This window comes from Caballeronia sp. INDeC2 (assembly GCF_023631325.1).
GTDB lineage: Bacteria > Pseudomonadota > Gammaproteobacteria > Burkholderiales > Burkholderiaceae > Caballeronia.
The window spans coordinates 75528-101039 of sequence record NZ_JALQDG010000040.1; the positions used below are offsets into that span (position 1 = coordinate 75528).

The following is a 25512-nucleotide window of genomic DNA, read 5'->3' on the forward strand; positions in this document are numbered from 1 at the left end:
TTGATGTCGCTGGTTCACAGGCCGTGATCGAGGGAATTTCAACGCCATGTCGAAGCGCTTTCCGCTGAATCCGAAACATCCTGAGCGAAATTGCTGGGGCTGCGATCACTATTGCGCGACGGACGCTTTGCGTTGCGGCAACGGTTCGAGCCGCACTCAGCATCCGGCCGAGCTGCTCGGCGAAGACTGGTACGAGCAAGGCGAGTGGAATCTCGATATCGTCGGGGATGCGAAATCGATTCAGCCGGGCTGCGCGCGGTCGGATTAAGCGGCCAGGATCGGCGAGCGCGCGGCGGGTGACGCTCAGAGAGCCTTGCCAGCTTCCAAAGGAACACGCGCGGTGAAGCATGTCCCGTCATTGATAGACGAGCACACTTCGAGCGTACCGCCGTGTGCTTCCACAATCTCTTTGCAGATGTACAGTCCCAGGCCCAGTCCCCCGCCCGGTGCGCTGGTCTTCGGTCGCCAATATGGTTCGAACACCCGCTGTAGTACCTGCGATGGAATTGGCTCGCCACCGTTGGATACGGAAAGTACGAGCGTCCCCGAATCGACGGCGGCGCGCACGACCACCGGCGCTTCCGGCGAGCCGTGAGTGAACGCATTCGCGAGCAGATTCGACATGAGCTGCTGCAAGCGAGCGAGGTCGCATCGAGCCGGCCCGTCCACGGAGATGGCGCAATCCACCACTCGTGACGGATACGTCATGCACAGTTCATCCACGACCGCACGCAGATGAACGCCGAGGTCGAGTTCATCGTTCAGTGCGATAACCATGCCTGATCCCATGCGGCCCCGCGCGAAGTCCATCACGTCATCGATGAGCCGGGCCATTCGCAACGCCGAGCGCTTGAGGCGATGTCCGATCGCCGCAATGTCCGGTTCCGTTTGACGCCGGCTTAATAACTCAGCCGTTGCGCTGACCGCCGACAATGGGCTGCGCAAGTCGTGGCCCAGCACGGCGATGAATTGCTCGCGCAAAGTGGCCGTTTCCCGCTCCCGAATCAACTGCGACTCGGTCGACAATTGCCTTTGCTCGCTGTCGAGTTGCATGCCGATGAGGTTGGCGAACACTTCGAACATGCGAACGATTTTCGGGTCCGAGACTGCCGCTGGCCGCGCGTCGATTGCGCACAGGTTTCCGAAATACTCGCCGCCTGGCAAGACGATCGGGACGGAGATGTAGCTTCTCAGCCCGTAAATCTGCGGCGTATGGTGATCGCGATACTTGTCGCTTTGGGTGAAGTCGTCGATGACGATCGCGAGGCGAGCGGCGCGAGATTCGAAGCACAGCGTGGAGTGAAGCTGGAGTTGTCCGCCCGGTTTGAGGCCGAATCCGACTTTGTCGAGCACCGCGCAGGCCGTCCAGGTCGCATCGGTCACGCGCGCGACGGCGGCGAAACCCATCCCCGTCTCTTCGCAGATCATTTTCAGCATCGAAGGGACGGCGCCGATCCGGACGACGGCGCCGATATCGCGCGCCAGTGCTTCACCGGAATCAACTGCGTTGACGATGTTTTCCATGCTGCACACGCATCCGGGTTAGGAATCGACGAAATCAGTCGAATATTAGGGCATTGACGCGATGGACCTCCGCAATCCAGTCAGCGTACTACATCAATCGTCGGCATGGTTCCTGCTCTTCCGCTCAAGGGCCCTAACACTTATTCATACGATTCGGTCCGCATGTGCAGATGGACGGAGGCAAAAATGAAGAAAGTAAGAATCGACCTCTTGCGTCCCACACAGGTGACGCACGGTTTCCGCGAAATACTCGACAAGACGAAAGTCTATGAGTCGCTATCGGGTCATGATCTGGAAATGGCGATCGCTGAAAAGCCGGTTCCTGTCGTGCTCGGGCCGGGCGGCGCGCCGTTCGCGATCGACCATCATCATGTCGCAACCGCGTTGTGGCGCGCCAAAATAAAGGTCGTGCCTGTCGTTCTGGTCGCTGATCTGTCGTCGCTCAGCAAGGCCGACTTCTGGCTGACGATGGAAAATAATCGTTGGGCCTATCCCTATGACGCGCAGGGGCGGCGCGTCGCGTTCGCCGATTTTCGGGACCATGTGTGGGAATTGATCGACGATGACTTTCGAAGTCTGTCGGCGGCGGTGCGCGACGCGGGCGGCTACGAGAAGACACCGGTTCCGCTGGAAGAATTCCGCTGGTCCGATTTCCTGCGACGCCATTTGCCGCCGCCCAAAAGCGACGCCGAGTACGATGCGCTCGTCGAACAAGGCGTGAAGCTCGCGAAGACCAAAGCCGCGCTCGGACTTCCGGGGTATCTCGGCCCGGCTGACTGACGCTGACGGAAATCGTCTCCACTGCAAGTTTGCGCTGGCCAGGCAGCTTCATCACTGGAGGACCCGATGAACATCCTCGTAGCGATATTCGGCGAAGGCAGGGATCTCGATGCCCTACAGATGGCCGCAAGAACGGTCGTCGTCTTTTTCGCGGCGCTCGTCTTCATCCGCATCTCCGGCCGACGCTCGTTCGGGCAACGCTCTCCCTTCGATTACGTGGTCGCGATTCTCCTTGGCGCCACGTTGAGCCGCGTTATCGTCGGTGCTTCGCCGGCAATTCCTACGCTGGTTGCTTCGCTCGTCATGGTGCTGATCCACCGGGCGCTCGCGTGGGCTTGCATCCATTCGCCGCGACTGGAATCGCTCGTGGTCGGAGTGGAAAGAGAAATCTTCAAGGATGGCCGGTTCAACGAAAATCAGATGTCGGCGGCACTTATCACGAGAACCGACGTGTTCGAGACCGCGCGCCAGGAACTTCATACGCTCGATCTCGATGACGTGCATTCGGCCATACTCGAGCGCAACGGGCAGGTCAGTCTTGTGCGCAAGAAGACGGAGCGAAAGCAAGATAGCTGAGCGTCATCTTCGACGAGCGGGCAGTGGTTCGAGCGCCAGCCGTCGAGCTTCGACCGCCTGCAGTGAGCTTTCCAGCAAGGCGCCGTTGTTCCACATCCAGAGCGGCAGCACCGTAATGACAGCATGATTGCCGATGTCCTGCACGACGACGAAGCAGCAGTCATCCGCTTTGCTGTAGAGGAGGCTCAGGCCCCTGTTCGCCGACGACTCGCCGAGCCAGATGCATCGGCCCGCGTCGATCATCGAGCGAACCGCGGTTGTCGACAAGGAACATCGTTCGTTCACGCGTTCCTTGGCGTGCGGCGAAATCCAGGAACGGCGCGGGTTCGATCGTCGCTTCGAAAAGTGCACGTCTTTCAGCCTAGGTCGGAGCGAATACCACCGCGCCAGCGTCGGCGATGTACGTGAAGCTTCGAAAGAACCGATACGCCTGATCGCCGACCGTCATCCGGTTCAAACCAACTTGAGTCGATTCAAGCATTTCTCGCGCTATCGCCGACGTAATCGTGCCCTGACTGGTCAGCTTCACGTCCTCTTCGGACGGATCGCCAACGTAGACCGCAAAGAGGTCTTGACCGCGACGCATCATCACGACGCACTTACCCTTTTCCAGCGACAGTTCCAGATATGCGGCCAGCGTTCGAAGCGATTCGGGCGTACGTCCGTCAGCGCCGGACGTTGGTTCTAATGTGGTGGCCATTTTGCTGTCTCCGTCGAAGGAAGTAGGTCCAGCCCCAAAAGCTTACTCCTTTGCTGCACGCCTTCGCCTCGAGACAATATCGGATTGTTCGTCCGCGTCGGCTTGTCTGTTCAGACCGCGATACTTTTTCCCACGCCAAAGCCCGCTTAGAGTGTCAGGCTCAATCTCATATTCGTCGCCATGCAAATCGATACGCCTACGACCTCAGCGTCGCAGTACGGAACCACCACATCGTTGCGCCAATGGCTTTCCGTGGTCGCGGTGGCTGTCAGCGCATTCGCCTTCGTCACGGCCGAATTCTTGCCGGTTGGCCTGTTGATCCAGATTGCGCACGATCTCGGCATCAAACCCGGCGTCGCCGGCTTGATGGTCACGACGCCCGGCATCATGGCCGCCATCTTCGCGCCAGCGTTGATTGCGGGCGCCGGACGCATGGATCGCCGCGTCGTATTCCTGCTGTTGACGGCAGTGCTTCTGGTTTCCAACGTTCTGTGCGCAATCGCGACGAGTTTCCCGGTGCTCCTCGCAGGACGCGCCTTGCTCGGCGCCGCGCTCGGCGGATTCTGGACGCTGGCGACGGCCGCCGCGCCGCGACTCGTCGAACCGAAGGATGCCGCGAAGGCCACCGCGACCATTCTGACGGGCGTCACGTGCGCGACGGTCATCGGCGTTCCGCTCGGAACGTTCATCGCGTCGTTCGCGTCGTGGCGAGCGTCGTTTGCCGCCACCGCAGGCCTGGTGGCGCTCGCGTTGATCGCACAGGCGTTTCTCGTGCCGTCTCTGCCGTCTGCGTCGGGGCTGCGCGTCGCCGACTTCAAAACCCTGCTTCGCCGTCCGCACACCCGTTGGAGTCTGTTGATGGTGGCGCTCGTGTTCGGAGCGCATTTCTCGACCTATACGTATATCGCGCCGCTGCTGGAACAGGATTTCTCCGTGCGCGGCATCACGCTGCTGCTGTTTGGATTTGGCCTGGTCGGATTCTTTTCGAATGCCCTGATGTCGATGGCCGTCGCAAACCATCTGAAGAAGTCCGTCGCGGCGATGATTTTGCTTCTGCTCGCCGCCATATCGTCGATGCTGCTGCTCGACCATTCGATCGGGGGCGAAGCTGCGGGGATGCTGCTTTGGGGCGTCGCTTTCGGCGCGCTGCCGCTGTGCTTCAGCGTATGGATTCAGCGCGGCACGGCGGATATGCCTGAAGCGGGATCGGCGATGTTCGTCAGCATCATTCAGGTCGCCATCGCTGCGGGTTCCGCGGTGGGCGGTTCTATCGTCGACCATGCCGGACTGAGCGCCGACTTCACGATGGGGTGCGGGCTCGCCGTGCTCGGGCTGATAGCGCTCCAGCGACTTGCAGCATTGGAGCGGCCGACCGGGAAATCGGCGTTCGTCAGCGAGTGCGAACCGTCGGCGGATTGACGATTCGCATGCGATCGTCGCGGCGTCAGGGCTGTCGCGTCATCACGACGATGCCCAGGCCCGAGACGATCGTTCCGACGAGCATCGGCCAGGAAAGCGGTTCTCCGAACATCGCCCAGGCCCAAACGAACGTGACGGACGGACTCAGGAACAGCACGCTCGATACGCGCGCGGGCGACGAACGCCGCAGGCACACCCAGTACAGACCGTAGCCGCCGAGCGTCGAGATGACCGCCGTCCAGCAAACGCTGGCTGCGAAGCCTTTGGTCGCGACGGGCGTCACGCTTCCTTGCGACAACTGCAAACAGACGAACGCGAGACACGACACGACGCAGTGGATCCAGAGCGTAGGCAAGAGACTTAGCGATCCGCTACGAGATGCGCTTCGTTGCTGCCAGACGGTGGCCACCGCCAGCGACATCATGCCCGCGACCGGCAACGCATACGCCCAGACGGGAGCGGAGCCCAGCGTCAATGCGTCCCGACTGACCATGAGCACACCGGCCAGCCCGAGCGCGATGCCGGCCCACGTCCGGCCCGACGTGCGTTCCCTCAGAAATATCGACGAAATAACGACCGTGCCGATCGGCAAAAGATTCGCTATCAGCGCGGAAAGACCCGCCGATACGCCCAGTTCGATCCCCTTCGCCACGCCCGCGATATAGCCCGCCAATGCGAACAAGCCGATCGCGGCCTGTCGCAACACCACGGATCGCGGCGCGTCGATTATGTCCCGCACGACAAACGGAAACAGGCAGATGGAAATGGCGGCGCAACGCCACAACACGACGAGAAAGACCGGTGCGTAGTCCGTCGAGAATCGCATGCCGACGAAGCCCGAACTCCACGCGATAACCATCAACGCTTCCAGTGCAGGCAAAGGAAGGCGCAGCGTGCCGATGGCAGGCGCGTGAGAAGCAATGCAAGGTCGCGTAGCTTTTGTCATGCATCCAGCCTAATCTCCGCGCGACGATTCGAAAATCAAAACATACTGACGAGGTCGTTCAATTTGGTTGAACCATCATGGAATCGGTCCTCGATATCGAACTCCTGCGCACCTTTCACGCGGTAGCGCGACTCGGCAGATTTCGCTCGGCGGCCGAGCATGTTCACAGAAGCCCGGCTGCGGTCAGCATCCATATCCAGCGTCTCGAAGCCATCGCCGGCGGCAGGCTGCTCGATCGGGACAATCAGTCCGTCACGCTGACCGCGCTCGGCAAACGGATGCTTGCAAGTACGAGCGAGCTGTTGAGCGCGCATGACCGCGTGCTGCGGGATCTTCAGGGGAAAACGCTCGCGGGACGCGTCGTGTTCGGTGTGCCGGACGAGTACGCCGCGCATATCGTCCGGGATATTCTTCCGGGCTTCGCGGCCAGTTGGCCTAACGTGGTACTGGAAGTGAAGACCGCGCCGAGCCTCAAGCTTCGCGATTGGGTCACGCGCGGCAAGCTCGACGTAGCGTTACTCGTTCAACCCGCCAAGGCGAGCAGACCGGCCGATGTCCTGACGATGACCACGCCCGTCTGGGTCGGGAGCTCGACCTTCGTGCTGGCCGAGGACCGTCCGCTTCCGTTAGCGTTGTACGGGGAGCCTTGTCCCTATCGCGCGGCGATGATGAGCGCGCTCGAGCGTGCCGGACGCAAATGGCGCGTCGTTCTCGATAGCGCGTCGAGCCAGGTCATCAAGACGTGCGTCGAATCGGGGCTTGCGGTGACGCTGCTGGACCGCGCGCGCGTCAGCGAAGATATGCGCGTGCTGGACATGCTCCCGCGAATCGGCGATCACGAAGTGGTCCTGATGCGCGATGGCAACGGCCGCGCAAGCGAAGCGATGGACGTGCTCATCGCCACCATCAAGGAAAACTTCAGGCTCTAGTATCAGCTTGGGCGCGCCGCATCGATATGCGCAGCATCGCTCTCCAGTATCCGCGGCACCACGTCCTTGATGAACTCGACGAAAGTCTTGACCTTCGCATTGAGATACTGCCGCGATGGATACAGCGCATGAAGCGTGAGCGCCTGCAATCGATACTCGGGCAGCACGCGCACGAGCGCGCCGCTTGCGAGCATCTTGCTCGCCGTCGACATCGGCAGCGCGCCGATGCCCATGCCCTCGCGCAGCGCCACCGCGAGCGCGCCCGCGACATTCACGCCGAAGTTCGTCTCCGCAAGCGCGAAGGTTTCCATGCCGTTGGGGCCTTCGAAGTTCCAGACATCGCGCGGAAAGATCGGCGAGACGAGCTGATGGCACGGATGCCGTGAGAGCTCCGCGAGCGTGCGCGGCTCGCCATTCTCGCGCAGATACCCCGGTGACGCACACAGCACGCTATGCACCGTGCCGAGTCTTTGCGCGACGAGGCTTGAATCCGGCAACTCGGCGATGCTCGCCTGCACCGTGAGATCGTAGCCTTCGTCGATGATATCGGGCGTGTGCTGCGACAGCGTCAGATCGATCGACACAGCCGGATGACGCGCCCGATAACGCACGATGGCGGGCACGACATACGACTGCCCGAGGCTTGTGGATGCGTGAATGCGCAAGTGCCCGGAAGGGCGCAACTGCGCATCGGCGGCTTCGGCTTCGGCCACGTCGACGCACGCGAGAATCTGCTCGCAGCGCTGCAGATAGCGCTTGCCCGCTTCGGTGAGGATCACGCGCCGCGTGCTGCGATGCAGAAGCCGCGTATTCAGATGCGCTTCCAGTGCGGCGATGGCCCGCGAGGTCGCGGCCGTCGATATGTTCATGCGTTGCGCGGCGGCGGTGAAACTGCCTTCCTCGGCTACGCGGGCAAACATCCGCATGCTGCTGAGTGTGTCCACTTTCTTTGTGCCCGGAGACGGATCAATCGATACGCTTCTGCCATGCCGCGACCACGCTCGCGCACAAGGCGATGCCGATGATGTAGTAGAAGCCATCCAGCGAACTGAGGAAGTTCGCCTGCTGCGTGACGATACGGCCGATCTCGACGAGCGCAAGGCTCTTCGCTTCGGCTGCGCCATGCCCCATGCGCTCGAACGCGCCGAGCAGGCTCTGATACACGCTCTGAAACGTCGGGTCATACGGATTGACCGTTTCGACGAGCCGCGTCTGATGCAGCGCCACGCGATGCTGTTCGAGAATGATGATCGTCGCCGTGGAGAACGAATACGTCAGTTGCTTGACGATGTTCTTGAAGCGATAACCGTGGCTGTACTCGTCGATGGCGAACACGCGGAACGTCAGGTTCGCGACCGGCAGCGCGATGAAGAGCAGGAGCAATCCGCGCAGGACCATCGGCGCGATGAGCCACGGCATGCTCACATCGGGCGGCATGTTGATCATCCACGTGCCGATGAACGCGGCCATCAGAAAGCCGGTCATGATCATCCACTTCTTGTGTTTGATGCGCGACGAATAACGGAAATAGACGACGGCCATCGCGAGTGAGACCATCGACGTGAAGCCGACGAGCCGCCCCGCGTTTTCGACCGGATAGCCAAGCCCGCCTTCGAGCAGGCGCGAGACGAGAAAGCTCATTGCGTTGTTGATGTAATAGAACGCGATATACAGCACGATGCCCACCTGAAACGTCTTCTCGCGCAGCGCGTGCAGCCGCAAGAGCGGCTTCGGATGATGCCACTGATGCCACGCGAACCAGCCGAGCGACAGCAGCCCGGCGACGGTCAGCACGATGAGTTCGGGCGACGTGCTGAAAAGCTCGAAACGGACTTGCTGCATGACGATCTGCAACGCGCCCTGCGCGAACGCGAAGATGATGTACGGCCAGAAGTGCGCTTCGCCGCGATGCTCGGGATGCACGCGCCCCGTCGACGGCACCGCGACGAACGCCAGCACGCCGAGCGCGACGCCCGCGACCGCGGTGCACGAGAAGAGCGCGCGCCAGCCGAGCGATGCAACCAGGTAGCCGCCGCACAACGGAGCGAGCGCGGTGCCGAGCAGGATCATGTTGAGGAAGCGGCGCGTCGCGGCGGGGCGCGTCTGCGGCGTGAAGCGCGTCTGAATGAGGATGCGCGCGGCGCTCATCATCGGGCCGATGAAGTAGCCCTGAAAACCGCGCGCAAGCGCCAGCTCGATCGCCGATTCGGACAATGTCGCCGCCGCCGCGCCCGCCGCGAACAGGAAGAGGCATCCCGCGATATAGCGCCGGTTGCCGAGCCGTTCGATCCACCATTGCTGTTGCAGAATGCCGAGCACGGAAGCCACCGCATACGCGCTCGATGCCCACACGAGTTCATCGGACGATGCATTCACGCCGCCCGCAATATAGCTCGTGAAGAACGAGAAGACGGAGTTGTCGAAGTAGTCGAGGCCGGTGGCGAGCGCGATGGCCCACGGAAACAGATCGCCGAGAAGACGCTCCGCGATCTGCTTCGGATATCGAAACGAAGTGATCATGGGTCGATATCCCTGCGCTGCTTGCGCGCGGCCAGGCGTTCCTGAAGCAGCGCTTCCTTGCTTTCGCCCGCGATTCTGCGCCGCAAATAGTCGAGGTCGCTCGCGAGTTCGCTGCGCACGGTCTGCGCTTCCTTCAGTTCGCGGCGCACGGCGGCAATGCGCGCATCGACCGATTCGATCTGCTGCGACAGCGCCTGTTCGATCTCACGCAACGACGAAGCCGAATAGCCGGTGCGGCCTTCGCCTTGCGTTTCCATCGGCCGCTTCAGCATCTCGACGATGCCCTGCAACGAGAACCCGAGCGAACGCAGCCGCAAGATACGCGCGAAGAGTTCAAGATCCTGCTCGCTGTAAAGGCGGTAACGGCCTTCGCTGCGCGAGGGCGTGACGAGGCCGCGCTCTTCGTAATACTTGAGCGTTCGCGGCGTGACTTGCAGACGCTCGGCGGCGTCGCGGATGGTGAGGAACGCGGACTTGGTCGCGGACATGGCGGCATCGAAGGGTCTGAGTCGGTGCCGCGCATTATAACGCAAACCTGTACGTGCGCGTACAGGTTTGCCGGGCATGCGGAGTGCTAAGGAAAGAGGGCGCGATGATAGACTTGAAAGCCTCGCGGCGCTGGCCGTCGGCGCCGCCCGAACGTCAAGAAGACACAAACGAATGAAACGATTCTCGATGATCCGCGAATTCAACCTGGCCGACTGGTTCACGCTGAGCAATGCGGTGTGCGGCACGGGGGCGCTGTTCTCGTCGATGTCCTATCTCGACGATTCCGACGTGCTGCATATCTATCTCGCGTGCGCGCTCGTGTTCGCGGCGCTCGTTTTCGACGTGCTCGACGGCCGCATCGCGCGGTGGCGTCAGAAGGCGTCGCTGCTCGGCAAGGAACTGGATTCGCTCGCCGACGTGATCTCGTTCGGCGTCGCGCCCGCGATCATCGGCTATGGATTCGGCATGCGCGGGCTGTATGACCGCGTGGTGCTGGCGTACTTCGTCGCGTGCGGCGTGTCGCGGCTCGCGCGCTACAACGTGACGACCGAAGAGATGTCGGCCGGCGCGGGCAAGGTCACGCATTTCGAGGGCACGCCGATTCCCACGTCCTTCGTCATCGTGCTGCTGCTGACCGTCGGCGCATGGTCCGGCGCGATCGGCGAGAGCATGTGGCTCGGCACGTGGCGCGTCGGCGGTTTCACGCTGCATCCGCTCGTGCTGATCTACGCGATTTCCGGCTCGCTGATGATCAGCCGCATCCGCATTCCTAAGCCGTGACTTCCTGAGCCATCACACGCGGCGCGCTTGCCGAAGGCGCCGTGTCGAACTTGTCCTTCAGGGACGTCGCAAGAAATTCGACGAACGTCCTGATCTTCGCGTCGACATGCTGACGGGACGGATACACGGCATACACGCTCGCGCCCAGCAGCGGATAGTCGGGGAAGAGGCGCACGAGCCGGCCGGCTTTGATGTCGTCGGCGACGAAGTAATGCGGCATCGCGGACACGCCCGCGCCCGCCAGCAGCGCGACGCGAATCGCCTCGGCGTCGTTGACCACGATCTGATCGATGCCGCCGCCGCCGACTGTGCCGGAGGCAAGTTCCGCATGCCAGTCGCACGGATGCGCGAACGGCGCGTTGATGCGCGTGAGCGCGTGCATCGGCAGATCGGAGATGGTTTCCACCGCGTGACGCTTGAGATACGCGGGCGCCGCGACCAGCACACGCTGAAAGCGTCCGACAATCCGGTACGTGTTGCCCGAATCGGGCAGCGACGCGGCCGACAGCACCGATACGTCGAACTGTTCCTGCACGAGATCCGGCATGCCCGGCATGAGCTTCAGATCGACCGTCACCTGAGGATGCGCGCGCCGGTATTCGACGATCGTCGACATCAATTGCGCGAGGCCCAGATCGGGCACTGCATGCACGCGCAGGCGGCCGCGCGGGATCGTGGCGGCGTCGCTCGCTTCGGCGTCGGCGGCGTCGATGTCGGCGAGGATCGTCTTGCACTTGCGGTAGTAGCGCTCGCCGCTGTCGGTGAGCGACACGCGCCGCGTCGTGCGTTGCAGGAGCCGCGTGCGCAGCGCGTCTTCGAGCGAAACGACCGCCCGCGACACGATGCCCACGCTGCAATCCATGTCTTTCGCGACCCCGCTGAAGCTGCCGGTTTCGGCGACGCGTGAGAACACGCGCATGCTGAAGAGCTTGTCCATGTCCGCTTCGCCTCCGGTTCCGTCGTGTCATCGATGGAACCAAGATACGTTCGCGAAGCGTTTCGCGCCATCAGCCGTGGATACAGCCCGCTTATCCTTGCGTATAGGTTCTGGCCGAATGATGACGGCCGATCAAAACGAAATGCGCCAGCGCGACGAGCGGAAACGCCGTGGCGACGATCGCGACGAGCGTCCAGCCGCCGTGCTCGTATAGCGGGCTCGCAAACGCCGAGCCGAACGCGCCACCTACGAAGATGCTCGTCATGTACACGGCGTTCAGCCGGTTGCGGCTCGCGGCGTGCAGCGCGTAGATCTCGCGCTGGCCGAGCACCATGTTCATCTGTACGGCGAAGTCGAGCACGATGCCCGTCACGACGAGCGCGCCGACGCCCCACGCCGGATGCATCACGACAGGCAGATACGCGAGCGCCGCGAGAATCAGCGCGATGAAGGTCGCGCGCACCGTATGGCCCGCATCGGCGAGACGCCCGGCGATCGGCGCGGACGTCGCACCCGTCGCGCCGATGAGCGCGAAGATGCCGATGGCCGTCTGCGAGAGGCCGTAATGCCGCGTCAACTCGACGGGAATGCCGGTCCAGAAGAGACTGAACGACGCGAACATCAGCCCCTGATACAACGAACGATGACGCAGCACCGGCATCGTGCGCACGAGGTGGCCGAGCGAGCCGATCAATTCGAAGTACGTCGCCTGGTGGCTCGGCTGGCGGCGCGGGATCGTGAGCGCGAGCACGGTCGTGATGCCGATCATCAGCACGGCGGCGGCGCCGAACATCACGCGCCAGCCGAAGTGGCCCGCGACGAGGCTCGATATCGGCCGTGACAGCAAAATGCCTAGCAACAGTCCGCTCATGATGGTGCCGACCACCTTGCCGCGCGATTCGTCCGGCGCGAGGTGCGCCGCGAGCGGAATCAGGATCTGCACCGCCACCGACGAAAAGCCGATCATCAGCGAGATCACGAGGAACCAGCCGGGCGTGTGCGTGAACGTGGCCGCCGTGAGACTCGCGATCGACACGAGCGCGGTCGCGATCATGAGCTTGCGGTTTTCGAGCAGATCGCCGAGCGGCACGATGAAGAACAGACCGAGCGCGTAGCCGATCTGCGTGAGCGACACGATCAGGCTCGCCGTGCCGCCCGCCATGTGCAGATCGGGCGCGATGAGTTCGGTGATCGGCTGCGCGTAGTACAGGTTCGCGACGATCGCCCCGCAGCAGAACGCGAAAAGCGCGATCAGTCCGCGCGTGAGCTCGACGTGCTTGCCGCCGTCGAGCGCGGTCGAGGTTGGAGTCGACATGTGGTTTTCCCGGAGTTGCAGAACCGGACTATACGGCCTCGGCGCGCAACGCGCTCGACACGTCCCCGGCGCCGGTATCGTCGGATGAATGCGGGAATGAAAGCAGGCGCTTCAAACCTATACGTACATATGATTTCCCGGGCATCGGCGCGTGCGTAAGATGACTCCATCCAAGCGGTGGACCAGTCCCATGCCCGCCGAAATTCACGCACGGTCCAGGACAACGCCCTTGCAATCGCCTTCCAGAGTCTCCGTGATCGACGATGACGAATCCGTCCGCGTCGCCTCTTCCAGCCTGTTGCGCTCGCTCGGCTGGGAGGTCAGTCTGTATCCGTCGGCGGAGTCGTTTCTCGACGCCGATCCGCTCGACGGCCTCGCGTGCATCATCACCGATCTCAACATGCCCGGCATGTCCGGCCTGCAACTTCAACAGCGTCTGCGCGAGCTGAAACCGGGCGTGCCCGTCATGTTCATCACCGCGTTCGCATCCGACGCCGCGCGTCGGCAGGCGCTTGACGGCGGCGCGGTGTGTTTTCTGAGCAAGCCCGTCGATGGAACCGCCGTCGCCGATTGCCTGGAACGTATCAAGCAAGGATTTTGGAAGGTCTAGAATTCATTGCGTCATCCGGCCGGCGCGCAGGATGCTGTCCGCCGCGCGCGCCGCGATGTTTCCAACGAACGTTTTCTTCGAACGCTCAATGACCATGCCGCCTGTCTCGTTCGTCGTTCGTTTCCATTCGCCGGCGTCCGGCCGGCCGTGATGGAGACATTCCAGAGCGCGCCGCGCGCGGTGCGTCACGATACCCGCATCGTGTCGATGCTCGCGGCGGCCATCGCGCTCGTCGTGTTTCTGTTCGACGCGCTCACGCCACTCGATATCGCCATCGCGGTGCTGTATGTGATCGTCGTGCTGCTGATCGCGTCGACGGGCAATCGTGCCGCGACCATCACGACGGCATGGGGCTGCGTCGTGCTCACGCTCATCGGCTTCGTTCTCTCGCACGACGAAAACGTGTCGGGCGGCGCACTCGCGCGCTGCGCGGTGAGCCTGCTCGCGATCGGCACGACGGCGATCTTGTCGCTACGCAATCAGGCCACGACGACCAAGATGCAGGAGCAGCTCGAACTGCTCAATCTCGCGCACGATGCGATCGTCGCGCACGACATGAACGACCGCATCACGTTCTGGAATCGCGGCGCCGAAGCGCTCTACGGCTTCCCGGCGCGCGAGGCGATCGGCCAGCCGATCCAGCGCATGACGCAATCGAATTCGCCCGTTCCGCATGCGCAGATTCGAACGGAGCTGTTGCGTTCGGGACGATGGGACGGCGAGATCACGCGCGTGCGGCACGACGGCAGCGAGATCGTGATTGCGAGCCGCGCGGCGTTGCTGCGCGACGCGAAAGGCCTGCCGTGCGCCGTGCTCGCGACCAGCAACGACATCACGCAGCGCAAGCGCATGGAAGCGGAATTGCAGCGCCAGCGCGATGCGCTCAAGCGCAGCGAGGCGTTCCTGCTCGACGCGCAGCGCCTGTCGCGCACCGGCACCATCGCGACGCGTCTGCCCGCGGGCACGATGTGGTGGTCCGACGAGGCGTACCGCATATTCGATTACCCGCGCGATGTCGAGCCGTCCATCGACGCCATTCTCGCGCGCACGCATCCCGACGACATCGGCATCGTGCGCGGCGCGCATGAAGCGGCGATCGGCGGCGCGTGCGACATCGACGTGGAGCATCGGCTTCTGTTGCCGGACGGCTCGGTCAAGCATGTGCACTTCGTCGCGCATCGTGCGTCGACGGAAGCCGACGGCGACGAATACGTCGGCGCGTTGATGGACGTCACCGACACCAAGCTCGCGCAGGAAGCGCTCGCGCGTTCGACCGCCGAACTCGCGCACGTCACGCGCGTCACGATGCTGGGCGAACTGGCTGCGTCCATCGCGCACGAAGTCACGCAGCCGATGGCCGCGATCGTCACGAACGGCGATGCCGGCCTGCGCTGGCTCAACCGCGCGCAACCGGATATCGCGGAGGCGCAGCAATCCATCGCGCAGATGATCCGCGACGCCAAGCGCGCGAGCGAGGTCATCGCACGCATTCGCGCGATGGCGAGAAAGCGCGACAGCCAGCCCGCGACACTGGACGTGAACGAGATCGTCGGCGAGACGATCGAGCTCGTGCGGCGCGAGCTCGAACGGCATCGCGTGGACGTGCGCACGGAACTCGCGACGCCGTCGCCCACCGTGCAGTGCGATCGCGTGCAGTTGCAGCAGGTGCTCATCAACCTGATGATGAACGCCGCGCAGGCCATGTCCGGCGTGAACGGGCCGCGCGTGCTGCGCATCGCGACCGGCGAGAGCCGGAGCGACGAGGGTTACGCGCGGATCACCGTGCAGGATTCCGGCACGGGCATCAGTGTCGACAACGCGCGCCGTCTTTTCGACGCGTTCTTCACGACGAAGGCCGAAGGCATGGGCATGGGCTTGTCGATTTGCCGTTCGATCATCGAGGCGCACGGCGGCAGGATCTGGGCGGAGTCGCCCGATGAAGGCGGCGCGCGCTTGCGCTTCGTGCTGCCCGAAGACAAGGGGGGAGACGATGAGCATTGACAAGGACGCGGACACGAAGACGAACGCCACCATGGTCTACGTGGTCGACGACGACGAATCGATGCGCGACGCGCTTCGCTCGCTGCTGCGCTCGGTCGGCCTGAACGTGATGACGTTCGCGTCCGCGCACGAGTTCCTCGCGTACGACATGCCTGAAGTGCCCAGTTGCCTGATCCTCGACGTGCGGCTGAAAGGGCAGAGCGGCCTTGCCGTGCAGGAGCAGATGGCCGCGAGCCAGTTGGGCTTGCCGATCGTCTTCATGACGGCGCACGGCGACATTGCGATGACCGTGAAGGCGATGAAGGCGGGCGCGAGGGATTTTCTCGCGAAGCCGTTTCGCGATCAGGACATGCTCGATGCCGTCGCGCAGGCGCTCGAAGCCGACGAGGAACGGCGCGCGGCGAGCCGCTCCGTCGCGGATCTGCGCCGCTCGTACGAATCGCTGACGCCGCGTGAGCGGGAGGTCATGGCGTTCGTCGTGTCGGGGCTGATGAACAAGCAGATCGCCGCGGAGATGAATCTGAGCGAGATCACGGTGAAGATTCATCGCGGCCAGGCGATGAAAAAGATGGCGGCGCGTTCGCTCGCCGATCTCGTGCTGAAGGCCGAAGCGCTCGGCGTGAAGATGCCGCAGGGCGCGTCGACGCCGTCGCGCGCGCAGTGGCCTTGATGCGCGTTTATCGTTGCGGCGTGTTCATCGACGATGCTGCTTCTTCATCGAGCGCGATCCGCTCGAGCGGCAACTCGGTGTCGTAACCCGCGCGATGGAGCGCGCTCCAGTCATGCGGCGCGTTCATCGAATACCATGTGCCGAACGTCAGCACGGCGGCGCAACCCGATAACAACACGCGTGTCGATGTATCGCTCATGATGCGCTCCCAGTGCATGACCATGACGTCAGCTTAGAGAAGCGCACGCGCGCCGGCCATTCTACGAACGACTCGGCGCGCTCATACCAACGTGTGATGCCTTACCACGCGCGGCCGCGTTCGCCCAACGCGCCGACGACCTGCTCATCATTCACGATCGCATCGCCATCGCAACCTGAAAACCGATAGCCGCCCCGTTCCTCAGATTTCGCTTCATACAACGCCGCATCGGCGCGCTTCAACGCGCTTTCGAACACTTCCCCCGGATGCGCGAGCGCGATGCCCACGCTCACGCCCACGCGCACCGTCTGCCCGCACGAGAGCGCGTACGGCGCGGACAGTTCGCGGATGATCTTGCGCGCGAAAACGGCATTCGACGCATCCGCGATATACGTCGCGACGATCGCGAATTCGTCGCCGCCCAGACGCGCGGCCAGCTCGCCGTGGCGCATCGCGTTGCGCAGGCGATCGGCGACGAGCTTCAGCAGGTCGTCGCCCGCGTTGTGGCCGTGCGTGTCGTTGACGCGCTTGAAGCCGTCGAGATCGACATACATCACCATCACTTTTTCGCGGCCCGCGCCGCTCGTCATCAGACGCTCGGCGTGATCGCCGAGATAGCGCCGGTTCGGCAGGCCCGTGAGCGAATCGTGATGCGCCCAATGCAGGATCTTCGCTTCGGCTTTGCGGCGCTCCGTCACGTCCTCGATGATGATCACCGCGCTGCCGTCCGGCACCGGGTTGCGGCTCAGTTCGAGATGCCGGCCGTCGCGCAACGGCAGATCGAGCGGTCGATTGCCCGCTTCGAGCCATTGCGTGCAACGCTCGGAGAACTGCGCGCGCAGCGTCTCGCCGAACTTCGACACGCCCACATAGCCGATGAACTCCGGCAAGGACACGTTCAGCCGCAACATTTCGACGGTCGCGCCGAACAACTCCGCCGCCTTGCGATTGGCGATCACCACCTTGCCCGATGCATCGACGGTGCAAAGACCGTGCGGCATGTGCGCGAGCGCCGCGTCGAAGCGCGCGGCGATTTCGGCATGGCCCTGCTCTGCGGTCATCAGCGCGACGAGGCCGCGATAGTGGCGCTGCACGACCGCGCACATCGCGCCGATATAGAGAAAGAGCGGCGGCACGAGAATCCAGTAGCCGGGCGGCCCGAACAGCCCGCCGACGCCGATCGGCAGCGCGCCCAGGCACACCTGCGCGATCGCCAGATGCGGTGTGCCCGCGTTGCGTGACGCGATGCCGCCGAGCAGACCCGCGGTCACCATGATTGCGAGCGACGCGAGGACGGCATCGCCGGAAATCACGCAGGCCATCGCGCCTAGACCCGACACGAGACACGTCGCGAGCGCGAACGGGGCGTAGCGCGCGGCCCACGGGCCGGGATGCGGCGCGCTCGGGCGGCTGAGCGCCCGATAGCGGCACACGATGGACAGGCGCACGGCGAGCAGGAGCGCGTCGGCGGCGACCCAGAGCATCGCCCAGATCGCCTGCTGACGGCCGAGCGCGATCACCGCGACGAACGCGCTGGACATGCCCGACAGCAGGAGCGGGCGGATGTCCTCGACGAGTGTCGATAGAAGGGACGCGCGAATCGCGGCCGTGATGCGCCCGTTCTCTGTCGCCGGCGTGGCCAGAATCGAATCGATCAAGGACGGATTGCCTGACATACGGAAGACCGGGGCCAGCGAGAGTACGAAGAGGGCGCGGCGGCGATATTGTCACCGCCGGTCCTCGTGTATACGGCCGCTGGTGCACAAACTTTAGGCACGACCTGGACGCCGCTTCAAAGGCGCCGTTGCCGATTATTCATCCCCAGCGCATTCTGACTTTCCTTCCAGCACAATTATGCTGCCGGGCCGACATAGTAATCTTCCGCTCACGCCTTTCAGCAGCGGCCCGGCGCGCGGGTTTTGCCTCATCGAAAGCTTTCGATTCAGGGGCGATCATGAATGGATGCCTGCGCGCGACCCGCGCGGACGTCGTCGGCGAAGAACAAAAGCGCAGCATCGTCGTAAAGATGGCCACAGAAACCGTCGTGCGAAATCAAAAATGGAGACGTCATGGACACGAACTCTCTCTCACCCGGCGCACAAGGCGAGTCGCACGCCGAGCACCGGAAGCAGACGAAGAAAGCCACCGCGAGCGGCTGGATAGGCTCCGCGCTCGAGTACTACGACTTCTTCATCTACGCGCAGGCCGCCGCGCTGATCTTTCCGCAACTCTTCTTTCCGTCCGGCAATCCGAAAGTGGCGATCGTCGCATCGCTCGCGACGTATGGCGTCGGCTATGTCGCGCGGCCGATCGGCGCGTTCGTGCTCGGCCATTACGGCGACACGCACGGCCGCAAGACCGTGCTCGTGCTGTGCATGTTCCTCATGGGCTTCTCGACGATGGCAGTCGGCCTGTTGCCGACGTATCACAGCGTCGGCATGCTCGCGCCGGCGCTGCTCGTGATCCTGCGGCTGATTCAGGGCTTCGCGGTCGCGGGCGAAATCTCGGGCGCGAGCTCGATGATTCTCGAACACTCGCCGTTCGGGCGGCGCGGCTACTTCGCGAGCTTCACGCTGCAAGGCGTGCAGGCCGGGCAGATTCTCGCCGCCGCCGTCTTCCTGCCGCTCGCGTACTTCATGCCGGAGGATTCGTTCAATTCATGGGGCTGGCGCATTCCGTTTCTGCTCTCGGCGATCGTGCTGGTCGCGGGCTACATCATCCGCCGCGAAGTGCACGAGACGCCCGCGTTCGAGAAGGAAGGCGAAAGAGGCGCGGTGCCGCGCTCGCCGATCGTCGATGCCTTCAAGTACAACCTCGGCGACATGTTCCGCGTCGTCTGCATGGCGCTCATGAACGTGATTCCCGTGGTCGCGACCATCTTCGGCGCGGCGTACGCCGTGCAGGCGGCCTACGGCGTCGGCTTTCACAAGAGCGTGTATCTGTGGATTCCGGTCGTCGGCAACATTCTCGCCGTGGTGGTGATCCCGCTCGTCGGCAATCTCTCCGACAAGATCGGGCGCAAGCCGCCGATCATCGTCGGGGCAATCGCGTCGGGGCTGCTGTCGTATCTGTATCTCTACGCGATCAGCATTCACAGCGTGGGCTTGGCGATCGTCGCGTCGCTGCTGATGTGGGGCGTCGTCTATCAAGGCTATAACGCGATCTTCCCGAGCTTCTATCCCGAGCTTTTCCCGACGCGCACGCGCGTTTCCGCGATGGCGATCTCGCAGAACGTCGGCACGACGATCACCGCGCTCCTGCCCGCGCTCTTCGCGACCGTCGCGCCGCCGGGATCGACGAACATTCCGCTCACGATCGGCTCGATCACGCTCGCGGTCACGATCATCGCCGCCATCGCCGCTTGGAGCGCACGCGAGACGTATCGCATTCCGCTCAGCCAACTCGGCGAGCAGGACGCGCGGCCGGTCGAGAAGTCCGAGTACGAGCGCCTGCGCGCGGAATCGGTCGCGAACGCGCGCGCTTCCTAAGGTTCATTTCCTCGATTGCTGTTGTCACGGCGGCGCGCAACCCGCGCCGCCCGCGTGCCTTCGCGCGCGCTCTTTCTATCGATCCGGTGAATTCAAGTGAATACTGACTCAACGAAAACACGCATCGCGGTGGCGGGCGCGGGCTATATCGGCCAGGCGCACATGGGCGTCGCGCAGGCGAGCGCGACGTGCACGCTATCCGCCATCGTCGATCCGGCGCCGGGGGCGCAAGGCATCGCGGAGAAAGCAGGCGTGCCGCTTTACAGGACGCTCGACGAACTGCTCGCGAAGGATCGCCCGGACGGCATCGTGCTCGCGACGCCGAATCAATTGCATGTGGAGCACGCGCGCATCTGTCTCGAGGCCGGCGTGCCGATGCTGCTGGAAAAGCCGATCGCGCCGACAGTCGAGGAAGCGCAGGCGCTCGTCGATGAAAGCGAACGTTCAGGCGTGAAAGTGCTGATCGGCCATCATCGCGCGCATAGCCCGATCATGGCGCGCGCGAAACGGGTGATCGACGAAGGGCGGCTCGGCAAGCTCGTCGCGGTGATGGGCAGCGCGGTGTTCTTCAAGCCCGACGAGTATTACGCAAGTGCGCCGTGGCGGCGCGAACCGGGCGGCGGCCCGATCCTGCTCAACATGATCCACGAGGTGCATAACCTGCGCATGCTGTGCGGGGATATCGTCGCGGTACAGGCGTTCGCTTCGCATGCGACGCGCGGCTTTCCTGTCGAGGACACCGTCGCGATCAATCTGCGCTTCGCCAATGGCGCGCTCGGCACGTTCATGCTGTCCGACACGGCCGCGTCGCCGCGCAGCTGGGAGCAGACCTCGCAGGAGAACAAGGCCTATTCGACTTATCCCGATGAAGACTGCTACGTGATCGCGGGCACTTTCGGTTCGCTCTCCGTCCCGACGATGCGTCTCAAGTCCTACGCGACAGCTTCCGACCGCTCATGGTGGAAGCCGTTCGAGCAAAGCATCGTGCCGATGCAGCGCGACGATCCGCTCGCGCGTCAGATGGAACATTTCGGGCGGGTGGCGCGCGGAGAAGCCGAGCCTATTGTCAGCGCGCGCGACGGGCTGCAGAATCTGCGCATCACCGAGGCCATCGCGCGCGCCGCCACGAGCGGCGAGATCGTCGAGACCGCCTGACTCTTTCAATTCCCCATTCCGTTCAAGGAAATCACATGGCAAAGATCCTGACGCTGCACGGCGTCAACCTCAACATGTTCGGCAAGCGCGACCCGAAGCAGTACGGCACGGCGACGCTCGCGCAGATCGACGAGCAAATGGCCGCGTTAGGCCAAGAGCTGGGCGTGGACGTGGAGTGCTACCAGACGAATATCGAAGGCGAGATGTGCTCGCGCATTCATCGCGCGTTCGAGGAAAAGGTCGATGCGATCGTGATCAACGCCGGCGCTTGGACGCACTACAGCTACGCGATCCGCGATGCGCTCGCCATTCTGACGGCGCCAATCATCGAAGTGCATATGTCGCACGTTCACGCGCGCGAGGAGTTCCGCCACAAATCGGTGTTCGCGGAAATCGCCAAGGGGCAGATTTCGGGCTTCGGCGTGGACAGCTATCTGCTCGGCTTGCGCGCGGCGGTCGCTGCGATCAATGCCGGCAAGTAAGATGCTTTTCCGGCGAGGCGTGTGGGCGTCTCGCCGGCGTTACCGGGTCAGACCGGACGGCTGAAATCCTTCGATGCAGGCGCCACCGGCTCGCGTTCCTTCTGCACACGCCGCGGTTCCTGATTGTCCTGCGCCGCGCCGCGGATGAAGAGCACCGCGCCGAACGCGCAAACTCCCCAGACCGCGGCGATGATCGTAAAGTAGCTCATTTCCCTTCTCCCCGATGCTGCAAGCGGGCGGCTCGTGCCGTCACCGCTGGCCCTGTTGGTCCGTTACGCCTGCGACGCGGGCAGCGCCAGCAAACGTCCGATCAGCTCTTGCGCAAGCGCATGCTGCTCGGTGATGGTCACGGCATCGTCGGCGGTGGCATCGCGCTCGCCGCGCAACTTGCCCGCAAGGCGCATGATGTTGTCCGACGCCGCCTGCAGCGCGTGCAGCAATTCGGCTTGGTTTTCCGCCGCGCTGTCCTGCGATCCTTCAGCGAAACACTGCGCCGTGCGATGCGGCCTGGCGTTTCCTTCCATCGTCTGATACATGGCGACCCCGTCGTGAGTGGATGATGCGATTCTCCCGCCGATGCGCGCCGATCAATCCTCCGAACAACCCCTGATTCCGGCCTCAAATCGTTTGTTGTGCGGCGTTGAAGATCGATTCGCGCGCTGCAGTAGGTCCGCCCATCAAGGCTCCTGGGGTCGCCGGGCGGTAAAATCGCAGATCCGTGGACAGATAATCGGCCTTTTTTGCAGCGCCCTGTGGGGTCATCCGCACGAAAAAACAACACTTTTTATCTGAAAAGAAGAACGGAAAGTCGGACGAAACGACTCGGTCGATCGTTCGGTCATACGAGAGCGGTAATTTTTGCGGTTCAGGCAGGCATCGACATGGTTTCAGGCAACACGAACGAAGCGCCCCGGCAGGACACACTCAAGCGCGGGCTCAAGAGCCGCCACATTCAATTGATCGCGCTCGGCGGCGCGATCGGCACCGGACTTTTCCTCGGCGTCGCGCAGACGATCAAGCTCGCGGGGCCGTCCGTGCTGCTCGGCTACGCGATCGCTGGCCTGATGGCGTTCTTCATCATGCGGCAGCTGGGCGAGATGATCGTAGACGAGCCGGTCGCCGGTTCCTTCAGCCATTTCGCCGATAAATACTGGGGCCACGCCGCCGGGTACATCTCCGGCTGGAATTACTGGGCCATTTACATTCTGGTGAGTATGGCGGAGCTGTCGGCGATCGGCATCTACATGCAGTACTGGTGGCCGGGATTGCCGACGTGGATATCGGCGCTCGGGTGCTTCGTCATCGTGAATGCGATCAACCTGACGAGCGTGAAGTCCTACGGCGAGACGGAGTTCTGGTTCGCGATCGTGAAGGTCGCGGCGATCGTCGGGATGATTCTGTTCGGCGGCTATCTGCTCGCGTCGGGCAAGGCCGGCCCGGAGGCGAGCGTCACGAACCTGTGGCGGCTCGGCGGCTTCTTTCCGAACGGCGTGAACGGGCTAGTGATGTCGATGGCCGTGATCATGTTCTCGTTCGGCGGGCTGGAGCTCGTGGGCATCACGGCGGCGGAAGCGGAAGATCCGTCGCGCAGCATTCCGCGCGCGACCAATCAGGTCATCTATCGCATCCTGATTTTCTATGTCGGCGCGCTCGGCGTGCTGCTCGCGCTCTATCCATGGGACAAGGTCGCGACCGGCGGCAGCCCGTTCGTTTTGATCTTCCGCGAAATGAACAGCACGCTCGTGGCGAACGTGCTCAACGTGATCGTGCTGACGGCCGCCCTGTCCGTGTACAACAGCGGCGTGTATGCGAACAGCCGCATGCTTTACGGTCTCGCGCAGCAGGGCAACGCGCCGCGCGCGCTGCTGAACGTGAGCGAGCGCGGCATTCCGCTCGCGGCGCTGGCGGTGTCGGCGTTCGTGACGGCGGCGTGCGTCGTCATCAACTATGTGATTCCGGGGCGCGCGTTCGGACTTCTGATGGGCCTCGCGGTATCGGCGCTCGTCATCAACTGGGCGATGATCAGCATCATCCACCTCATGTTCCGCCGGAAAAAGCGCACGGGCAACGAAACGACATCGTTTCCGAGCTTCGGCCATCCGTTCACGAACTACGTCGTGCTCGCGTTTCTCGCGGGCATCGTGTGGGTCATGTACGAGATTCCGGACCTGCGCCTGTCCGTCTACCTGATCCCCTTCTGGCTGGCCGTTCTCGGAATCGGCTACTATCTCAAAAAAAGGGGCGATGACGCGAAGTGCGCCAACCGCCTGCAATCTCGCTGATCTCTCGTCCTGATACCGACACCATGTTCGAACATATCGATGCCTACCCCGGCGATCCCATCCTGTCGCTGAACGAAAACTTCCAGAAGGACCCGCGCACCAACAAGGTCAACCTGAGCATCGGCATTTACTTCGACGACGAAGGCCGCCTGCCCGTGATGCAGGCGGTGCGCGAAGCGGAACTGTCGATTCTGAAGGATCTCGGCCCGAAGCCCTACTTGCCGATGGCCGGTTTCGCGCATTATCGCGACGCGGTGCAATCGCTCGTGTTCGGCAACGACAGCCCGTCGCGCGCGGACGGCCGCATCGCGAGCGTGCAGACGCTCGGCGGCTCGGGCGCGCTGAAAGTGGGCGCGGATTTCATCAAGCGCTATTTCCCGCAATCGAAAGTGTGGGTGAGCGATCCGACGTGGGAGAACCATCGGTTCATCTTCGAGCGTGCGGGCTTCGAGGTGAACACGTACCCGTACTACGACGAAGCCACCGGCGGCCTTCGCTTCGACGCGATGCTCGAAGCCATCGACAAGCTGCCCGCGAAGAGCGTCGTCCTGTTGCACGCGTGCTGCCATAACCCGACGGGCGTCGATCTCGATCAGGCGCAATGGTTAAAGATCATCGACGTGCTGCAAAAGCGCGATCTGCTGCCGTTCGTCGATATGGCGTATCAGGGCTTCGGCGCGGGTCTGGACGACGACGCGTTCGCCGTGCGCGAGCTCGCGCGCCGTGGCGTGCCGGCGTTCATCGCCAATTCGTTCTCGAAGAATTTCTCGCTGTATGGCGAGCGCTGCGGCGGTCTGCACGTCATCAGCGACGATGCCGCCGAAGCCGATCGCGTGCTCGGCCAGTTGACGAGCGCGGTGCGCGCGAATTACAGCAATCCGCCGACGCACGGCGCGAAGATCGTCACGCATGTGCTGAACACGCCCGAGCTGAAGCAGTCGTGGGAACGGGAACTCGCGTCGATGTGCCAGCGCATCGCGCGCATGCGCCAGGCGATTCACGACGGCCTGAAGGATCACGTGCGCGGCGAAATGCTCACGCGCTACATCAAGCAGCGCGGCATGTTCACGTACACGGGCCTGGTCGCCGAGCAGGCGGATCGCCTCAAAGAGGAATTCGGCGTGTATATCCTGCGCTCGGGCCGCATGTGCGTCGCGGGTCTGAACGACAGCAACGTGCAGATCGTCGCCGACGCCATCGGCAAGGTGCTCGCCGCGAAGTAACCGTTACAGGGCGGGACAGGACAGCACTTTCTGCGGCGGCAGGCTGCCCGGTCCCATGTCGACTTTCGTGCCGCGCGGCGGCGTCAGGATGAGCCGCGCGCTGGTCGAACTTTCATTCGCGAGCACGTACAGGTCGCCGCTTCCTTCTGGCTGCCAATACACGCGATACACTTCGCCGTCCTTGTAGACGTGCAGCGCGCCGTGCCGCACGGCGCCGCCCCGCCAGAAATTCACGCTTTCTCCTTCGCGCAGCGCGATCATGCCGTCCTGCCCGTTCGTTGCGCTTTCGAGCGTGCCGCAAACGGCATCGTCGGCGTGCGCGTGCGTGCACACGGCGAGCGTTGCAAGCGCGGCTGTGCAAATCGCGATTGATGTGCGTTTCATCGTCGGTCGACTCCTCGTGAAGAAATGGCGCGTGCGCCGTCCCGCGCTCGTCGCAAGATATGCGCCGACGTTCCTCTGCGCGTGTGCTACTTTGAATGAGAGC

28 protein-coding genes are annotated in these 25512 nt (G+C 63.3%); 14 read left to right on the plus strand and 14 right to left on the minus strand.

What is annotated here, in order from left to right:
• Positions 1-46 precede the first annotated feature (46 nt).
• A complete protein-coding gene (locus NCS28_RS24810; RefSeq protein WP_250516424.1) occupies positions 47-268 on the plus strand; it encodes a DUF3079 domain-containing protein in 222 nt (73 codons plus the stop codon).
• 35 nt (positions 269-303) lie between these two features.
• Here the strand turns inward: NCS28_RS24810 and NCS28_RS24815 are convergent, their stop codons facing one another.
• The gene (locus tag NCS28_RS24815) at positions 304-1524 is read right to left on the minus strand and encodes a GAF domain-containing sensor histidine kinase (RefSeq protein ID WP_250516425.1); all 1221 of its coding nucleotides are present in this window, start codon (positions 1522-1524) and stop codon (positions 304-306) included.
• Positions 1525-1710: 186 nt separating this feature from the next.
• Between NCS28_RS24815 and NCS28_RS24820 the strand changes: the two genes are divergently transcribed.
• Complete coding sequence (locus tag NCS28_RS24820) at positions 1711-2304, plus strand: ParB-like protein (protein WP_250516426.1); 594 nt, start codon at positions 1711-1713, stop codon at positions 2302-2304.
• A gap of 66 nt (positions 2305-2370) precedes the next feature.
• Positions 2371-2880 (plus strand): DUF421 domain-containing protein, encoded by a 510-nt coding sequence (locus NCS28_RS24825; RefSeq protein ID WP_250516427.1) that lies wholly within the window; start codon positions 2371-2373, stop codon positions 2878-2880.
• Positions 2881-2883: 3 nt separating this feature from the next.
• On the opposite strand, the gene NCS28_RS24830 is transcribed toward NCS28_RS24825, so the two are convergent.
• Positions 2884-3147 carry a hypothetical protein gene (locus tag NCS28_RS24830; RefSeq protein WP_250516428.1) on the minus strand — a complete coding sequence of 88 codons (264 nt, stop codon included), beginning with the start codon at positions 3145-3147 and terminating at the stop codon, positions 2884-2886.
• A gap of 94 nt (positions 3148-3241) precedes the next feature.
• The gene (locus tag NCS28_RS24835) at positions 3242-3580 is read right to left on the minus strand and encodes a hypothetical protein (protein WP_250516429.1); all 339 of its coding nucleotides are present in this window, start codon (positions 3578-3580) and stop codon (positions 3242-3244) included.
• Between the two features lie 180 nt (positions 3581-3760).
• Between NCS28_RS24835 and NCS28_RS24840 the strand changes: the two genes are divergently transcribed.
• Positions 3761-4999: an MFS transporter gene (locus NCS28_RS24840; RefSeq protein WP_250516430.1), complete on the plus strand. Its 1239-nt coding sequence runs from the start codon at positions 3761-3763 to the stop codon at positions 4997-4999.
• Positions 5000-5024: 25 nt separating this feature from the next.
• On the opposite strand, the gene NCS28_RS24845 is transcribed toward NCS28_RS24840, so the two are convergent.
• Positions 5025-5945, minus strand: a complete 921-nt coding sequence (locus NCS28_RS24845; RefSeq protein ID WP_250516431.1) for a DMT family transporter — start codon at positions 5943-5945, stop codon at positions 5025-5027.
• A 77-nt stretch (positions 5946-6022) separates the two neighbouring features.
• Between NCS28_RS24845 and NCS28_RS24850 the strand changes: the two genes are divergently transcribed.
• A complete protein-coding gene (locus NCS28_RS24850) occupies positions 6023-6874 on the plus strand; it encodes a LysR substrate-binding domain-containing protein (RefSeq protein ID WP_250516432.1) in 852 nt (283 codons plus the stop codon).
• Positions 6875-6876: 2 nt separating this feature from the next.
• On the opposite strand, the gene NCS28_RS24855 is transcribed toward NCS28_RS24850, so the two are convergent.
• The 3 genes from NCS28_RS24855 to NCS28_RS24865 are packed head-to-tail and all read right to left on the minus strand — an operon-like array spanning position 6877 to position 9882.
• Entirely contained in the window at positions 6877-7818 is a 942-nt protein-coding gene (locus NCS28_RS24855; RefSeq protein WP_250516433.1) for a LysR family transcriptional regulator, read from the minus strand.
• Between the two features lie 22 nt (positions 7819-7840).
• Positions 7841-9394: an MFS transporter gene (locus NCS28_RS24860; protein WP_250516434.1), complete on the minus strand. Its 1554-nt coding sequence runs from the start codon at positions 9392-9394 to the stop codon at positions 7841-7843.
• Entirely contained in the window at positions 9391-9882 is a 492-nt protein-coding gene (locus NCS28_RS24865) for a MerR family transcriptional regulator (protein WP_250516435.1), read from the minus strand. Before NCS28_RS24865 ends, NCS28_RS24860 begins: the two co-directional genes overlap by 4 nt.
• Before the next feature lie 172 nt (positions 9883-10054).
• Between NCS28_RS24865 and pssA the strand changes: the two genes are divergently transcribed.
• Positions 10055-10663: a CDP-diacylglycerol--serine O-phosphatidyltransferase gene (pssA, locus tag NCS28_RS24870; RefSeq protein WP_250516436.1), complete on the plus strand. Its 609-nt coding sequence runs from the start codon at positions 10055-10057 to the stop codon at positions 10661-10663.
• Here the strand turns inward: pssA and NCS28_RS24875 are convergent.
• On the minus strand, positions 10653-11600 hold the full coding sequence (locus NCS28_RS24875; RefSeq protein ID WP_250516437.1) for a LysR family transcriptional regulator: 948 nt from the start codon (positions 11598-11600) through the stop codon (positions 10653-10655). The genes pssA and NCS28_RS24875 overlap by 11 nt on opposite strands.
• Positions 11601-11691: 91 nt before the next feature.
• On the minus strand, positions 11692-12915 hold the full coding sequence (locus tag NCS28_RS24880) for an MFS transporter (RefSeq protein ID WP_250516438.1): 1224 nt from the start codon (positions 12913-12915) through the stop codon (positions 11692-11694).
• A 229-nt stretch (positions 12916-13144) separates the two neighbouring features.
• Here NCS28_RS24880 and NCS28_RS24885 point away from each other — a divergent pair, with 229 nt between their 5' ends.
• The 3 genes from NCS28_RS24885 (at position 13145) to NCS28_RS24895 (ending at position 16196) form a co-directional block, all read left to right on the plus strand.
• A complete protein-coding gene (locus NCS28_RS24885) occupies positions 13145-13525 on the plus strand; it encodes a response regulator transcription factor (RefSeq protein WP_250516439.1) in 381 nt (126 codons plus the stop codon).
• Between the two features lie 150 nt (positions 13526-13675).
• Entirely contained in the window at positions 13676-15526 is a 1851-nt protein-coding gene (locus NCS28_RS24890) for a PAS domain-containing sensor histidine kinase (protein ID WP_250516440.1), read from the plus strand.
• On the plus strand, positions 15516-16196 hold the full coding sequence (locus NCS28_RS24895) for a response regulator transcription factor (RefSeq protein ID WP_250516441.1): 681 nt from the start codon (positions 15516-15518) through the stop codon (positions 16194-16196). The genes NCS28_RS24890 and NCS28_RS24895 overlap by 11 nt, the downstream gene beginning before the upstream one ends.
• 7 nt (positions 16197-16203) lie before the next feature.
• Here NCS28_RS24895 and NCS28_RS24900 read toward each other — a convergent pair whose 3' ends face one another.
• Entirely contained in the window at positions 16204-16395 is a 192-nt protein-coding gene (locus NCS28_RS24900) for a hypothetical protein (RefSeq protein WP_250516442.1), read from the minus strand.
• 101 nt (positions 16396-16496) lie between these two features.
• Positions 16497-18071 carry a sensor domain-containing diguanylate cyclase gene (locus NCS28_RS24905; RefSeq protein ID WP_250516443.1) on the minus strand — a complete coding sequence of 525 codons (1575 nt, stop codon included), beginning with the start codon at positions 18069-18071 and terminating at the stop codon, positions 16497-16499.
• A gap of 393 nt (positions 18072-18464) precedes the next feature.
• On the opposite strand from NCS28_RS24905, the gene NCS28_RS24910 reads away from it, so the two are divergent.
• The 3 genes from NCS28_RS24910 (at position 18465) to aroQ (ending at position 21520) form a co-directional block, all read left to right on the plus strand.
• Complete coding sequence (locus NCS28_RS24910; protein WP_250516444.1) at positions 18465-19883, plus strand: MFS transporter; 1419 nt, start codon at positions 18465-18467, stop codon at positions 19881-19883.
• 96 nt (positions 19884-19979) lie between these two features.
• Positions 19980-21038 carry a Gfo/Idh/MocA family protein gene (locus NCS28_RS24915; protein ID WP_350029818.1) on the plus strand — a complete coding sequence of 353 codons (1059 nt, stop codon included), beginning with the start codon at positions 19980-19982 and terminating at the stop codon, positions 21036-21038.
• 35 nt (positions 21039-21073) lie between these two features.
• A complete protein-coding gene (gene aroQ / locus NCS28_RS24920; RefSeq protein ID WP_250516445.1) occupies positions 21074-21520 on the plus strand; it encodes a type II 3-dehydroquinate dehydratase in 447 nt (148 codons plus the stop codon).
• A gap of 47 nt (positions 21521-21567) precedes the next feature.
• On the opposite strand, the gene NCS28_RS24925 is transcribed toward aroQ, so the two are convergent.
• Positions 21568-21729, minus strand: coding sequence for a hypothetical protein (locus NCS28_RS24925; protein ID WP_250516446.1), 162 nt, complete (start codon positions 21727-21729; stop codon positions 21568-21570).
• A gap of 63 nt (positions 21730-21792) precedes the next feature.
• Positions 21793-22056 (minus strand): hypothetical protein, encoded by a 264-nt coding sequence (locus NCS28_RS24930; RefSeq protein WP_250516447.1) that lies wholly within the window; start codon positions 22054-22056, stop codon positions 21793-21795.
• A 345-nt stretch (positions 22057-22401) separates the two neighbouring features.
• Between NCS28_RS24930 and NCS28_RS24935 the strand changes: the two genes are divergently transcribed.
• Positions 22402-23802 (plus strand): amino acid permease, encoded by a 1401-nt coding sequence (locus tag NCS28_RS24935; protein WP_250516448.1) that lies wholly within the window; start codon positions 22402-22404, stop codon positions 23800-23802.
• A gap of 23 nt (positions 23803-23825) precedes the next feature.
• Positions 23826-25025, plus strand: coding sequence for an amino acid aminotransferase (locus NCS28_RS24940; protein WP_250516449.1), 1200 nt, complete (start codon positions 23826-23828; stop codon positions 25023-25025).
• A 3-nt stretch (positions 25026-25028) separates the two neighbouring features.
• On the opposite strand, the gene NCS28_RS24945 is transcribed toward NCS28_RS24940, so the two are convergent.
• The gene (locus tag NCS28_RS24945; protein ID WP_250516450.1) at positions 25029-25409 is read right to left on the minus strand and encodes a hypothetical protein; all 381 of its coding nucleotides are present in this window, start codon (positions 25407-25409) and stop codon (positions 25029-25031) included.
• Positions 25410-25512 lie beyond the last annotated feature (103 nt).